General features: G+C 43.6%; 7 protein-coding genes. 6 read left to right on the forward strand and 1 reads right to left on the reverse strand.

From position 1 onward, the window contains the following. The first annotated feature begins 83 nt into the window (after positions 1-83). The 4 genes from HH214_RS13040 to bioA all read left to right on the forward strand — a co-directional run bounded on the left by HH214_RS13040 (position 84) and on the right by bioA (position 11,678). Positions 84-2,378, forward strand: coding sequence for an NADP-dependent malic enzyme (locus HH214_RS13040; RefSeq protein WP_169608301.1), 2,295 nt, complete (start codon positions 84-86; stop codon positions 2,376-2,378). Positions 2,379-2,653: 275 nt separating this feature from the next. After that, positions 2,654-3,238 carry a Holliday junction branch migration protein RuvA gene (gene ruvA / locus HH214_RS13045; protein WP_169611145.1) on the forward strand — a complete coding sequence of 195 codons (585 nt, stop codon included), beginning with the start codon at positions 2,654-2,656 and terminating at the stop codon, positions 3,236-3,238. A gap of 26 nt (positions 3,239-3,264) precedes the next feature. Then, positions 3,265-10,299: a T9SS outer membrane translocon Sov/SprA gene (gene sov, locus HH214_RS13050; RefSeq protein WP_248282094.1), complete on the forward strand. Its 7,035-nt coding sequence runs from the start codon at positions 3,265-3,267 to the stop codon at positions 10,297-10,299. Between the two features lie 134 nt (positions 10,300-10,433). Continuing rightward, on the forward strand, positions 10,434-11,678 hold the full coding sequence (gene bioA, locus HH214_RS13055; RefSeq protein ID WP_169608302.1) for an adenosylmethionine--8-amino-7-oxononanoate transaminase: 1,245 nt from the start codon (positions 10,434-10,436) through the stop codon (positions 11,676-11,678). A 27-nt stretch (positions 11,679-11,705) separates the two neighbouring features. On the opposite strand, the gene HH214_RS13060 is transcribed toward bioA, so the two are convergent. Further along, positions 11,706-13,502, reverse strand: a complete 1,797-nt coding sequence (locus HH214_RS13060) for a hypothetical protein (RefSeq protein WP_169608303.1) — start codon at positions 13,500-13,502, stop codon at positions 11,706-11,708. Positions 13,503-13,776: 274 nt separating this feature from the next. On the opposite strand from HH214_RS13060, the gene miaB reads away from it, so the two are divergent. Continuing rightward, positions 13,777-15,219 (forward strand): tRNA (N6-isopentenyl adenosine(37)-C2)-methylthiotransferase MiaB, encoded by a 1,443-nt coding sequence (gene miaB, locus HH214_RS13065; protein ID WP_169608304.1) that lies wholly within the window; start codon positions 13,777-13,779, stop codon positions 15,217-15,219. Between the two features lie 46 nt (positions 15,220-15,265). Further along, a complete protein-coding gene (locus HH214_RS22330; protein ID WP_390622364.1) occupies positions 15,266-15,646 on the forward strand; it encodes a four helix bundle protein in 381 nt (126 codons plus the stop codon). The last annotated feature ends 7 nt before the right edge of the window (positions 15,647-15,653 follow it).

A 15,653-nucleotide genomic window follows, 5' to 3' on the forward strand; every position in this document is an offset into this window, starting at 1 on the left:
TGGCGCTTACCTCATTTATAATCAGTGCTGTCTCAGCCAGTTTAGAAAATGAATTGTAATTTTGGCGCTTGAACCGAGAAAATATGAGTACAACCAATCGTAAACAGGAAGCACTGAATTACCATGCTAAAGGCCGCCCCGGCAAAATACAGGTAATTCCTACCAAGCCAACCAATTCGCAGCGCGACCTTACCATGGCCTACTCGCCAGGTGTGGCCGAACCTTGCCGCGAAATTGCTAAGAATACCGATGATGTGTATAAGTACACGGCCAAAGGCAATCTGGTGGCTGTAATTAGTAACGGTACAGCAGTACTGGGCTTAGGGAACATTGGCCCGGAAGCCAGTAAGCCAGTAATGGAAGGTAAAGGTTTGCTATTCAAAATTTACGCCGATATTGATGTTTTTGACCTAGAGCTGGATGCCAATAACGTAGATGATTTTGTGAAGATTGTAAAAGCGTTGGAGCCTACTTTTGGAGGTATCAACCTGGAAGATATATCGGCCCCTACCTGCTTTGAAATTGAGCGTCGGTTAAAGGCTGAAATGAATATTCCAGTAATGCACGATGACCAGCACGGTACGGCTATTATTTCGGGCGCAGCCCTGATGAATGCCTGCGAGTTGCAAGGTAAAAAGCTGAGCGAAATCAAATTGGTAATTAATGGTGCTGGCGCCGCTGCTGTATCTTGTACCAAAATGTACCTGCTGCTGGGCGTGAAAAAAGAAAACCTGGTCATGTTTGATATTGGTGGGCTCATCACCCCTGAACGTATTGACCTAGACGATATACGTCTGGAGTTTGCTACCCAACGTAAAGATATTACTACCCTAGCCGATGCCATGAAAGGTGCTGATGTGTTTATCGGCTTATCAGCTGGTAATTTGGTTAACCAGGATATGCTGCGCAGCATGGCACCTAATCCTATTGTATTTGCCATGGCCAACCCGGAGCCGGAAGTGGCGTACGATGTAGCCATTGAAGCCCGTCAGGATATTATTATGGCTACTGGCCGGTCCGATTACCCGAACCAGGTAAATAACGTATTGGGCTTCCCTTATATATTCCGTGGGGCGCTTGATGTGCGGGCTACGGCTATAAACGAAGAAATGAAATTGGCGGCTACTCACGCTATAGCCGAGCTGGCTAAAAAGCCGGTGCCCGAAGCTGTAAACTTAGCCTACAATGCCAAGAATCTGAAGTTCGGTCATGATTATATTATCCCGAAGCCGATGGATCAGCGGCTGATCACCGAAGTATCTATGGCAGTAGCGAAAGCGGCTATGGAATCGGGTGTGGCCCGTAAGCAAATTACCAATTGGGATGCTTACGTAGAGGAGTTAAGAACACGCATAGGTGCTAATGATAAGCTGATGCGTAACCTGTCTGACAAAGCCAAGCAAGCGCCTAAACGTGTGGTATTTGCCGAAGCAGATAACTATAAAATATTACGCGCTGCACAAATTGTAAAGGATGAAGGTATTGCTATACCTATTCTGCTGGGTAATGTAGAAAAGATCAAGGAAATTATTCAGGAAAACAATCTGGAACTGGGCAATGTGCAAATGATCAGCACGCTGATAGATCCGCCACATTTGGAGGAATATGCACAGTATCTGTATGAAAAACGGCAACGCCGGGGTATTACGCCGTATGAGGCTAAAAAACTATTGCGCGATCGTAACTATTATGGTGCTTGTATGGTACAGTTTGGCGAAGCTGATGCTCTGATTTCGGGCTTAACTAAAAACTATGTAAGTACCGTAAAGCCTGCCCTGCAAATTATTGGTACCGAGCCGGGCGTAAGCAAAGTGGCTGGTATGTATATGATGATTACCCGCAAAGGGCCATTGTTTTTTGCTGACACTACCGTAAATGTTAACCCAACCACGCAGGATTTGGTTGATATTACCGTGTTGGTAGAGCGTACCGTAAAGCAGTTTAATGTAACGCCAAGAGTAGCTGTTTTATCATATTCCAATTTTGGTTCTAATGATGGCGAAGTACCTGAAAAAACCCGTGAAGCTGTAAGTATTTTGCACCAGCAGTACCCAGATATGGTGGTAGATGGTGAAATGCAGGCCAACTTTGCCATGAACAGTGATTTGCTGAAGGATAATTTCCCATTCTCAAACTTGAATGGTAAAGCCGCGAATACGCTGATTTTCCCTAATTTGGAATCTGGCAATATTGCTTATAAGTTATTACAGGAAGTAGGTGGTGCCGAAGCGGTTGGCCCAATTTTGCTGGGTATGAAAAAGCCGGTACACGTTTTACAATTAGGCAGTTCTGTACGCGAAATTGTAAACATGGTAACCATTGCCGTGGTTGATGCGCAGCAAAAAGAGCAGGCGCAAAACACCGCAGATTATTTATAAAAAATACAACAAGTTGCAGTTTTAAACTGCAACTTGTTGACCTGATTTGCAGTATAAGTACCTGATTGAAGGATATGCTGCTGTCGGAATTTTTGAGTACCAACCCATACTGGCCCTTTGGTGATGGTACAACACTAAAGCTACCAACTCCCTTTAGCAATATGCAGGGAAGCAGAGTTGTACAGTGTGCTTATCCTGTTACCTGTTCAGGTGCAGAAGGTTTGCATGAGAATAACAGGTTTAACAATAAATTAAAAGTAAGTTATAGAATAAAGATGTACGCTTACATTGATGGCAAACTGGTTTTTAAAAGCCCTGCCTATGTGATTATTGAAGCTGGCGGCATTGGCTACCAGATTAATATTTCACTCAATACATTTTCGCAATTGGGTAGTGCCGAGCATTGCCGATTGTATGTGTGGCTGCACGTAAAGGAAGATGCCCACACCTTGTATGGCTTTGCCGGCGAGGGTGAAAAACGCCTTTTTCTGCACTTGATATCAGTGTCAGGAATTGGCCCGAATACCGCCCGCATGATGCTTTCATCCATCACGCCCGAAGAAATACAAACAGCTATTGTAAAAGGCAATGTTAGCCAGATACAACGCATTAAAGGTATTGGGCCAAAATCAGCCCAACGGGTGATTTTGGAGTTGCAGGATAAGCTACGCAAGGAAGGCCCGGATACGCTGATTTCGTTGCCGGCTAGTGATACGGCCAGAGATGAAGCACTATCGGCATTGGTTATGCTGGGCTTTGCCCGTAATGCAGCCGAGAAGGTGATTGATCAGGAAATTAAAAAAACTGACGATACCTTAACCGTAGAGCAACTGATAAAGTCTGCGTTAAAAAGCTTATAGTTTTAAACCCTAATTAAACTGTACGATTGATTAAGATTTTTACTGCACAGGTAGTGATGTGGCTCTTGGTATGTTCTGTTTTTTGCGGAACTCAAGCGCTATTTGCACAAAATAAACCCACTTTAGGGCGTAAAGATTCATTAACAATCAGTACGCCTTATCGTAATCAGCAGTCCAGAAATTTTCAGCTCAGGCAGGGTATTCTCACGCCCGATCCGCCAAACTTGGTGCGTACCATACAGTACGATGCCGCCAGCAATCGTTATATTCTTATTGAAAAAGTGGGCAACCTGCTGTACCGGCCGCCTGTATATTTAACCTTTGGCGAGTACCTGCAATTGGTTGAACACCAAAACAGCCGTGAGTATTTCAAGCAATTGGCCGATAATTATGCTTATCAATCGCAACAGCCTGGCTTTATTCCACAAATACAGGTGCGCAGCCAAACGTTCGAGCAGATTTTTGGCAGCTCCACTATTGATATCCGGCCACAAGGTTCGGCTCAGCTGGTATTTGCCGGGCAGGTAAACAGTAACCAAAACCCGCTTTTTAATACCAAGCAGCGCAAGCAGTTTAATTTCAACTTCGATCAGCGCATACAAATGAACCTGACCGGTATGATTGGTGATAAACTACGGGTAGCTACCAATTACAACACCGATGCTCAGTTTCAGTTTGAAAACCAGGTAAAGCTGGATTATACCGGCCATCCTGATGAAATTATCCAAAAAATAGAAGCGGGTACGGTAAGCATGCCGCTCAATACTACCTTAATTAAAGGCAGCCAGGCGTTATTTGGTTTAAAAACCAAGTTAAAGTTTGGTAAAATGGACGTAACCAGCATTTTTTCGCAACAGCGTTCACAATCCAAAACTATCACCATTACCAATGGCTCTCAGCAAGGTAATTTCAACCTGTCGCCTACTGACTATGAGGCTAACCGCCACTATTTTCTGGCCCAGTATTTCAGAGATAATTACAACAAGGCGCTGGCTAATATTCCAATCATTAACTCTAATGTTACCATTACCCGCGTTGAGGTATGGACCACCAACCGTACCAATACCACTACTGACTCACGCGATATTATAGGTTTGTTAGATTTGGGCGAGAACAAGCCTTACAATACTGCTTTGATACAAGGTGGTTCTGGATTTTCGGGTTTGCCGGCCGGCTTTCAGGGGCCGGGTTATACCCAACAATCTAACTCATTGCTGCGTAATTTGCCGGCTACTGCACGGCTGACCAACTCTAATGATCTAGCTACTTATTTCCAATCGTCGGGCGCTACCGATAACTATGTTAAGCTGCCGTATGCCCGTAAGCTGACTTCTAAAGAGTTTACTTTGCATCCGCAACTGGGTTATATCTCCTTAAACTACCCGTTGAATAATGATGAGGTGCTGGCTGTAGCTTACCGTTACACCTACAATGGTGTAGAATACCAAGTAGGGGAGTTCTCGGATGATTTGCCGGTAGATGCTACCACCCCCAAATCACTTTACGTAAAGCTGCTTAAAAATGAAACGCTGAAAACCCGCCTGCCTACATGGGATTTGATGATGAAAAACATCTACTCGTTGGGTGCCTATCAGGTAAGTCCGGTCAATTTCAGGATGTACATTACCCGATTGGATGATAAAAGCAGCATTGAAATGGCCAGCATGAACGAAGGTGCCCGTACCAAAGGCAAGTTGTGGTTGCAGCTAACCGGTTTGGATAACCTGAACCAGCAAAGTGATAAACAGCCCGACGGATACTTCGATTTTCTGGAAGGTATCACTATCGATTCACAAAACGGGCGCATTATGTTCCCGGTTATTGAGCCTTTTGGTAGTGATTTAGCCAAGCAGTTTACCAGCGGCGAGCAGGATTTGGTTAACCGTTATGTTTATCAACCACTGTATGATTCTACCCGTACCATTGCCCAGCAATACTTCCCGCAACTGAACCGCTATATTATTAAAGGTACCTATTCATCGCAATCGGGCTCCGAGTTTCAGTTGAATGCGGTTAATATTCCGCAAGGGTCGGTAGCTGTAGTGGCTGGTAGTTTAAAGCTTACTGAAGGTTCAGATTATACTATTGATTATAATATCGGCCGTATTCGTATTCTTAACCAGGCGCTGCTATCATCAGGTCAGCCAATTACTGTGAATATTGAGAATAACGAATTGTTCGGCGTGCAGCAAAAAACATTGTATGGGTCGAGGTTTGATTATCATGCCAGCCCTAAGCTGCAATTAGGCGGTACCGTAATGCACCTTACCGAACAGCCGCTTACCCAAAAAGAAATTATTGGCGAAGAATCGGTTTCCAATACCATTGTAGGGTTGGATGCTAATTACAGTTCTAATTCAAGATTGTTAACCCGTTTGGTAGATAGGCTGCCTTTTATCAACACGAAAGCACCATCAACCATCACCTTTTCGGGTGAGGTAGCCAAACTGCTGCCAGGTTCGCCGAGTGCTTTAAACTTTGCCGGCTCTAAAAAAGGAACCTCTTACCTGGACGATTTTGAAAGTAGCCAATCGGTTATTGACCTGAAAAGTGCCTTGAACTGGCAAATATCAGGTACGCCGCAATTGTTTCCTGAATATACTGCTACTGATTTAAGCTACGGTTATAACCGTGCCCGACTGGCTTTTTACAATATTGACCCGTTGTTTTATACTTCTACTAGTGATGTAAGTATTAACCGTACCGATTTATCTAACCACTATGTGCGTCAGGTACTCGAAACTGAGGTGTTCCCATACCGCCAGTCCGTAACCGGGCAACCATTGATACTGCCTACCTTAGATTTGGCCTTTTATCCTAACGTGCGCGGGCAATATAACTATGCCACTAACAATATTAACAGCGATGGTACTTTGCAAAACCCAACTACTCGTTGGGGCGGTATGTTCCGTAAGTTGGAAACCAATGATTTCGAATCGCTGAACGTACAGTATATTGAGTTTTGGATGATGGACCCCTTTATTTACAAGCCCAACTCTAAAGGCGGTGATTTATATTTCAACCTGGGTAGCGTATCTGAAGATATTTTAAAGGATGGCCGTAAATCTATCGAGAATGGTTTGCCGGTTGATGGTGACCTGACCAAGGTAGATGAAACCATTTGGGGCCGCGTACCTAAACTACAACCTGTAATCAATGCTTTTGATAGCAACCCTGATTCTCGCCGTTTGCAGGACGTAGGTCTGGATGGTTTGAATGATGCCGATGAGGTGAAAAAGTTTGGTGATTTTGTGCAACAACTGAAATCAAAGTTAAGCACTAATGCTGCCAACGCTATTGCTGCCGACCCTTCATCAGATAACTATCAGTACTATCGCGGCCCTACGTTAGATCAGAACCGTACCGGTATTCTGCAACGCTACAGCCGGTATAATGGTACTGAGGGTAACTCTAAAACCACCGAGCAGTCGCAGTCTGAACTGGGTTTATCTACATCGGCTTCAACTTCACTGCCCGATGGGGAAGATTTAAATCGTGATAACTCTATGAGCCAGGCCGATGAGTACTTTCAGTACAAAGTGTCTGTCCGTCCGCAAGATTTGGTGGTAGGTCAAAACTATGTGACCGATAAAGTAACTTCTACCGTAAAACTGTCTGATGGTACATCACAAACCGTAAACTGGTATCAGTTCCGGGTGCCTATTGTTGATTATACTTCGAAAACCGGCAACATTGAAGATTTTAAATCGATACGTTACATCCGTACGTTCATGACCAACTTTGCCGATACAGCAGTGTTACGTATGGCAACCCTGCAATTGGTACGTGGCGAGTGGCGTAGTTATAATGCTGAAAACAGCACCGTAAAGGTAATTGCCGATCCATCTATTACCAATCCGCCGCTGGATAATTCCACACTGGATGTGCAAGCCGTAAACGTAGAGGCCAATGGTAACCGTTCGCCTATCCCGTACGTATTGCCTCCAGGCATTGAGCGCCAGCGCGACTATAATAACCTGCGTACCGATACCCGTCTGAATGAGCAATCACTGGAGTTGAAGGTAACCAACTTGCGTAATGGTTACTCGCGGGCCGCTTACCGTACTTTTTATAACGATTTGCGTACTTATAAACATATCAATATGTTTATCCACGCTGAAGGCGATCAGTTAAGTGATAACAATGTAAGTGCCTTCGTGCGTTTAGGCGTTGATTATCAGGATAACTATTACGAGTATGAAATACCCCTGAAAGTTACCCGACCAGGTACTACATCAGCCGAAGGGATATGGCCTTCTGCCAATGAGCTGGATTTGGAATTAGCCTTGCTTACCCAGGCCAAAGTAAGCCGTAACAATGCCAAGCTGAACGGCCAGCCCTGGCCGTTAACGGTGCCTTATACCATTAGTAATGGCAGCAACAAAATAACTATTAAAGGTACGCCCGATTTAAGCCGATTGCGGGCTATTATGCTGGGGGTACGTAACCCGTACCAAGCCAATAACGGTGTTGATCGCACAGCCACGGTTTGGTTTGATGAATTGCGACTGACGGATTTTGACCAGCGTGGCGGCTGGGCTGCTACCGGCCGTTTCAATGCTAAACTGGCCGATTTTGCTGATGTTACTGTAGCTGGTAGTAAAACTACTATTGGTTTCGGCTCTATCGACCAGAGTGTAAGTGAGCGTAGCCGTAGTGACAATCAAACTTATGATATAGCAGCCAGTGCCGAATTGGGCAAATTCTTTCCGGAAAAAAGCGGCATACACATCCCGATGTATGTAAACGTATCACAGCAGGTAGCCATGCCGCAGTATGACCCGGCCAATCCGGATATTGAACTAAAAGAAACCCTGAAAGCCGCTACCAGCAGCAAGCAACGTGATTCTATCAAACAGGTATCTGAGGATTATACCCGTCGCAAAAGCATCAATTTTACCAATGTGCACAAAGCTCGGGTAAACCCGGGGCAGCCTGCACACTTGTGGGATGTAGAGAACCTAACCGGTACCTACGCTTATACCGAGTATGAGCACCATGACTATATCACCCAAAATGATTATCAGAAAACTTACAGGCTGGCATTGGCTTACAACTATGTCAATCAGCCTAGATATTATAGCCCGCTCGATAAGGTAATTAAAAGTAATATGCTGGCGTTACTTCGGGATGTTAACTTTAGCTTGTTACCATCCAGGCTGAATTTCCAGATTAGCTTCGATCGTTTCTACTCTGAAAATACCCTGCGTGATAACGACCCGAATAACTTTATCCCGGTACCGACTACCACCTTCAACAAAAACTTCAACATTACCCGCGTATATGGTATTGGCTGGAACCTGACCAAATCGTTACAGATGGATATTGATGCCACCAACCTGGCAGTGGTTGATGAACCGGCTGGCCGTGTGAACGGTTTAAAGCGCGATACCTTGTGGGAAAACCTGAAAAAGTTAGGGCGTACTACCAATTATAACCATACGCTGAACTTTAACTACAATGTGCCATTCAGTAAAATTCCGGGCCTGAACTGGATTACTGCTGTGGCACGGTATAGCACCAACTTTAACTGGCAAACTCAGCCCACTTTTGCCCTGAACGATCCAACCTACAACGTAGGTAACACCATTCAGAACTCACGTTCTATACAGTTGAACCCTACCATGAACTTAACTACGCTGTACAATAAGTTCAATTTTATTAAAAAGTACAACGGTTCTGACAGAAATTCATCAGGTGGGCCAGCTGGTTTTGTAGTGGGCTTACTAACCAGTATTAAAAATGTAAGCGGTACTTATACGCGCAGTGAAGGTACTTACCTGCCGGGCTATCTGCCGCAAAGCGGTTTGGGTGGGCAAGACTTGAATTACAATGCCCCTGGTATTGGTTTCTTGTTGGGTAGCCAGGCTGATATACGTTATAAAGCAGCTCGCAATGGCTGGTTAAGTACTGATACCCTGCAAAACCAATTGTATAGCACTACCTTGAATGAAGATTTACGTTTGCGTAGTGTAATTGAGCCGATACGTGATTTACGTATTGAACTAACCGCCTTACGTACGCAAAATCGTAATTATCAAACTAACTTTAAGTATGATCCTAACACCGGTGCATTCCAAAGTTTAAGTCCGGTTACATCGGGTACTTACAGTGTTTCATACCTGTCACTAGCCACCGCTTTTGATAAACCGAAGGGGATTGACAATAGCTCTAAAGCTTTCCAAACCATGCTGGCTGATCGTAGCATTATCTCGCAACGTTTAGGGCAGCAGAACTCGAATTCAACTGGTACCACAGGCGGGTATAGTGATGGCTACAGTGCTAACCAGCAGGATGTATTGGTAAATTCGTTCCTGGCTGCTTATGCGGGTAAAAATCCTAACAAGTCCAGCCTGAACAGTTTCCCGCAAATTCCCATTCCTAACTGGCAAATTACCTATAACGGATTAAGCCGCTGGCCACTTATCAGTGATTTGTTTGATGCTTTGGATTTACGCCATGGTTACCGCTCAACTTATACGGTAAGCAGCTATAGTTCATTAATCCGTTACCAGGAAACCAATGGTGCGGTGAGTGTGCGCGATGCTAATAGCGATTTCTTGCCTTTTTACCAGTTTATGCAGGTAACCTTGTTTGAGCAGTTTGTGCCTTTATTGGGTATGGATATTCGTTTCAAAAACAGCATGACCGTAAGTGCCGAGTACCGCAAGAGCCGCACTTTAAGCCTAAGCTTGCTGAACAGTCAGCTGGCACAGCAAACCGAAAATATTGCGGTATTTGGCTTTGGCTATCATACCCGTAATCTGGCTTTTCCGTTTGGTTTGTTTAGAGGACGCAAGTTGAATAACGACATCAACTTCAAGCTGGATTTTGCCTTACGGGATAACAAGATATTGATTTACCGTGCGGATGTATCAGCAGCCGAGGTGTCATCAGGTGCGCAAAATATTACGGTTCGCCCGTCTATTGATTACGTCATCAATCAGCGGTTTAATTTTAATATCTTCTATGATTCCAACATTACCCGGCCTTATACTTCGCAAACCTTCAATACAGCTTATACCAACTTTGGTATCAATTTGAAGCTGTTACTGCAGTAATTAGGCAGCTTTCATCAATATTGTTATCGGCCTTGTTTGATTCTAAACAGGGCCGATAGCGTTTTGTACCCGTATTGGCTTAAGGTAGCTTATTGTTCCGATTGCTGTATCTTTGCTGCCAATTCTGAAAAATCATGTTGTGGTATCCTTATACACAGATGAAGCACGTTAACGAGCTTCCCAAAATGGTCTCCGGTGAAGGAGCAATTATGCACCTGGAAGATGGCCGTTCGCTCATTGATGGTATTTCTTCCTGGTGGTCTGTTATACATGGCTATAATCATCCGGCATTAAATGCTGCGCTGGCCGAACAGGCCGGTAAGTTTGCGCACGTTATGCTCGGCGGCATGACGCATAGTCCGGCGCTGGATCTGGCCGCTGCACTGGTCAGGATTACACCTGCCGGATTAAACCATGTGTTCTTTTCCGATAGTGGTTCTATCGGGGTAGAAGTGGGTTTGAAGATGGCTATACAGTACTGGAAAAACATAGGCCATCAGGGTAAGACACGTATCGTTTCTTTGAAAAATGGTTATCATGGTGATACTTTTAAAGCAATGGAGGTGAGCGATGATTCGGACTTTACCCGTTCCTACTCTGATGTACTGCACCGCGGGTTTGTGGTCGAAATACCTGCCGGCGGGTTTGATGCTGCTTTAGATACCATTCAGCCCGCTATTAACCAGCTAGAAGATTTGCTGAAACAACATCATGATCAAATTGCTGCCTTTATTGTAGAACCTATTGTTCAATGTGCTGGCGGTTTTCACATTTACTCGCCACTTTACCTGCAGGCTGCCCGTGAGCTTTGTACTAAGTATAATGTGCTGCTGGTGTTTGATGAAGTAGCTACAGGCTTTGGGCGTACTGGAAAACTATTTGCGGCAGAATATGCGGCTGTTACGCCCGACATCATGATTGTAGGAAAAGCGCTTACCGCTGGTTACATGGGGCATGCCGCTACACTGGCTATTGCTGCAATTTATGATAGCTTCCTTGGAGAAAACTATGAAAAAGCATTAATGCACGGGCCAACCTTTATGGCCAACCCGCTCGCCTGTGCTGTAGCTTTACGGGGTATTCAATTAATAGAGGAAGAGCATTACTTAGAAAAGATAGCGCGTATTAATACCATCATTCGGGAAAAGTTTTCTACTTTAACATCAGCATCTATTATTGATAAAAGAGTAATTGGTGCTATTGGGGCTCTGGAACTTGAAGATGCATCGCTATTAACAGGCTTTAAAACTTTTGCTATGGATCATGGCGTTTGGTTGAGGCCCATAGGTAATATACTTTACCTGATGCCGCCGTACATTATTTCAGAACAGGAACTGTTGACTATTATTGATGTTATGAGAAAGTGGCTGGAACGCTAAACGTAGTATAGCAACAAGCTAATTAAGTTAATGCCGTCTTTTTTTGCGTCCTTTCTCTATTTTACGCCGATCACGCTGGGCCTTCCTGATTTTACGCTTCTTTTTGTCAATAGCATGTTGAGCAATTTGCTGCTTAACATGTTTTTCCATAGCAGCATCATAACCTGCGCAAGCCTTAATACCTCTGGATAAGGTTTTCCATACTGTTTTAAAAAAAGGCGTATCCGGTTGTCGAACGTAAGTCACTTGGGCTAACCTGGCTATCTGCCCGGGCTGGTCGGGATTATTACGTTTAATAACCAGATTGTTGGCTAATAACGAAACAATCGTCATGCGCTTGTACCGGGCTGTAGCTGTATCCATTTTAAACAGCTTCACTTTCAAATTGCTGTACTGAAAACCTACAGTACCGGTGGCTACGTTACGATTGCCTTTAACATCAAAATCAAGCCGTGTTAAATTGCCTGATGTTATTTTGAGTAAGCCGAAAGGTATGGTTACTGGGTTCAGCTTATCCAGTTTCATGGAGCCGAGCGTGCCTTTGTAGGCGTATGTTTTGGCAGAGTCGGTTAGGTTAAAAGTAACGGTTGTGTTCAGTAGCCCTTGGTTCATTAAATAGCTGCTAAGCTGTAAACTGCAAACCGGGTTAAGGGCTAGGGCAGAAGCTTGGTTGCTTACATTATACAGGCTTCCGCTGGTGTTATTAAAATTAATTTGCCCGGGCTTGTGCGATTTTTTGCCATAACCCTTATAAGCAATATTAATGCTTTGTAAATCTACCGTATCCAACCTGAACTGGCTTCCGAGCTGATGAATAGCTACGTTTGGGAAGGTAATCAGCCGGTCGGTTTTCCGGGCCTGTGCCATAGGGTTAACCGCTATACTGAAGTTGCCGCGCGTTAAAACCACATGGGAGCTGTTGAACAAATGATATTTATTGTACGTGGCAAAATCAAAATGATTGATTTGCACCGTATCCAGATAGCAAGCAAAGCGGATGCGTGACTTTTTGCTGGCAAATACCTGTTCGCTGGCCGGTATCAGGCTCAGGCCAAAAGCATTGAGTTGTGAGGTGAGGGTAGAAAAATTAAGTTGTTTAATGCGATAGGTATATAAACCATTGTTGGAGGGCTGAATGAAATTGTTCAGTTCAATTTGTACCTCTTTAAAGTATAAAAAACGGGACGTATCATTTTGCGTAGCCGAATCAATCTGGAGGTTATTACCCGTCAAGTTCATTTCCTTCAGCTCGGATACGTCTAGTTTTGCACCGGTATAATCTTCATACCTGAACTTTACATCATTTAATAAAACTTGGTTAACGTGTATCGATTTCAAGATAGATTTAATGCGCTGCCAGGCATTCAGTTTGCCGAAAGTCAGCGTATCGCGTGTATGTACCAGGTGGTAAGTAACTTTAAGCTCAGGCTCGCTAATAATAATCTTGTTAATATTGAGCTGGTTTTTGCGGTACAAGCGCAATGGGTGAATACGTTGAAATACAATGCGCTTAACCTTTAAAGTGTAAAGGTTATTAGGCGCTAAACCTATTTTAAGCCGGCGGTTGTACACCGGCATGTTAGGCTTTATGGTAATATCATAAAGTACAATTTTACCCTGTAGCACATTCAAGCGGGCATCTTTAAAATCGGCTACATATAAGCTGTCGGTACTGTTTAAAACCGTGCTTTTTACTTCGCGCGCTAGAATAGGCGACCAGTACTGGTTGATGAAAAACGCGATAATAGAAATGATGATAACAAAAATTGATAAAACCGCAGCGGTAATTTTTTGCCATCTGCATTTTAAAAATTTTGGCGTCATTATTTAATCCTCAATTCGGTTAGTGACTCGCAATTTAAATAATTATGATGGGTTTGTGTCTTTCCACCTGAATCATTCTAAATTTTTTAATCCTGCATTTTGTATTTTCTTGAAGCAATAGTATAGCCGAAATTAGAAGAGGCATATGCATGTATCTACCCTAAAATGAAGTTTACTTTATAAAAAAGGCCAGCGTAATTTTATGAATAGCTGACAAGCTGTCACGTTATTGATGAAAATTTGCTTAATTTTGCAAACTAAATTTTGATTAAAGATGGATTTGCTTATTCCGGATAAAGTACATGATGAAAGCAGGCAGGGTGAGGCATTAATGCTGGAGCAAACCGTTGGGAAATATAATGGTCGGAAGCTGTACATTGAAAGTTATGGCTGCGCCATGAATTTTTCAGACAGCGAGATTGTAGCTTCCATACTGCTGGATAGAGGGTTTGAAACCACCAAAGATTATAACAATGCCGATGTGGTATTTATTAATACCTGTTCTATTCGTGAAAATGCCGAACAACGTGTACGCAACCGCCTGAAAGAATTTACAGTAGCCAAAGTAAAAAATCCGGGTATGATTGTGGGTGTGCTGGGCTGTATGGCCGAGCGCTTGAAATCAAAGTTTCTGGAAGAAGAAAAGTTGGTGGATGTGGTAGTCGGTCCGGATGCTTATCGTGATTTACCTAATTTGATTGATCAGGTAGATGATGGGCAGCGTGCCGTAAACGTTTTACTATCGCGCGAAGAAACCTACGCCGATATAAATCCGGTTCGGTTAAATAGTAATGGTATCAATGCCTTTGTATCTATTATGCGCGGGTGCGATAATATGTGTTCGTTCTGCGTGGTGCCTTTTACCCGTGGCCGAGAACGCAGTCGCGATCCACAGTCAATCATCAAGGAGTGTGTCGCTTTGCATAATCAAGGTTATCGCGAGGTGACTTTGCTGGGTCAGAATGTGGATTCTTATAAATGGAAAGCAGAAACCACCGATGCGGAAAGCGTATCTATTAGCGATATTAAAGGAACCAATTTTGCACAACTGCTGGAAATGGTGGCTCTGATTAGTCCGGAGTTGCGGGTACGTTTTTCTACCTCGCACCCGAAAGATATTACGGATGAAGTACTGTACACCATGGCTAAGTACGATAATATCTGCAAATACATCCATTTGCCGGTACAGTCAGGCAACAGCCGGGTGCTGGATATCATGAATCGTACTTACGACCGCGAATGGTACATGGATCGTGTAAATGCTATCCGTCGTATTATTCCGGGTTGTGCCATTTCAACCGACGTGATTGCTGGTTTTTGTACTGAAACCGAAGAAGAACACCAAGAGACCTTAAGCATGATGGATTTTGTGCAGTATGATTATGCCTACATGTTCATGTATTCAGAACGTCCGGGTACGCTGGCAGCTAAACGTTATGCCGATGATATACCTGACACTGTAAAAAGCCGCCGGTTGAAAGAGATAGTTATTAAACAGCAACAGCATTCACACTTGCGTTTGCAGGATCAGGTAGGCAAAATACAAAAGGTACTGATTGAAGGCTTCTCCAAAAAATCGAACCTGGATTATTGCGGTCGGAGCGACCATAATGCCATGGTGGTATTTCCGGTACAGGAAAGTTACAAACCCGGCCAATACGTAAATGTACTGGTTGACCGCTGCACAACAGCGACTTTGATAGGAAGAGTAATTTAAGCAGAATCAAGAATATAGAGTCAAGAATCAAGAGCGCTGCTGAGTAATGAGGCATAATTTCAAAAACTTAAAGGTTTGGCAGCGATCAATGGATTTGACAGACTTAGCTTTTGATTTTTGTAAACAGTTGCCTTCTAATGAACGCTATAATTTAATTGATCAGATAAACAGATGTTCTTGTTCCATTCCTTCTAACATTGCTGAAGGGTCAGGAAAAAGAACACATTTGCATTTTGCTGAGTTTTTATCAACTGCTATATCTTCTTCATACGAATTGCAAACGCAACTATTAATTTGCCAGAGAAGAAGGTATGGCAACACTGAAATGTTAAATAACTGTTTAATGTTAGTAGAGGAGATTCAGAAAATGTTATTCTCATTCAGAGAGTATATATTGAGTGATACGAGTATTCGTCTTGACTCCTGATTCTATA

This window comes from Mucilaginibacter robiniae, assembly GCF_012849215.1.
GTDB lineage: Bacteria > Bacteroidota > Bacteroidia > Sphingobacteriales > Sphingobacteriaceae > Mucilaginibacter > Mucilaginibacter robiniae.

What these genes read in the sequence shown, in the direction of transcription:
- HH214_RS13040 (WP_169608301.1), top strand. Translation starts at nt 84, where the DNA reads ATGAGTACAACCAATCGTAAACAGGAAGCACTGAATTACCATGCTAAA.
- ruvA (WP_169611145.1), top strand. Translation starts at nt 2,654, where the DNA reads ATGTACGCTTACATTGATGGCAAACTGGTTTTTAAAAGCCCTGCCTAT.
- bioA (WP_169608302.1), top strand. Translation starts at nt 10,434, where the DNA reads ATGTTGTGGTATCCTTATACACAGATGAAGCACGTTAACGAGCTTCCC.
- HH214_RS13060 (WP_169608303.1), bottom strand. Translation starts at nt 13,502, where the DNA reads ATGACGCCAAAATTTTTAAAATGCAGATGGCAAAAAATTACCGCTGCG.
- miaB (WP_169608304.1), top strand. Translation starts at nt 13,777, where the DNA reads ATGGATTTGCTTATTCCGGATAAAGTACATGATGAAAGCAGGCAGGGT.
- HH214_RS22330 (WP_390622364.1), top strand. Translation starts at nt 15,266, where the DNA reads ATGAGGCATAATTTCAAAAACTTAAAGGTTTGGCAGCGATCAATGGAT.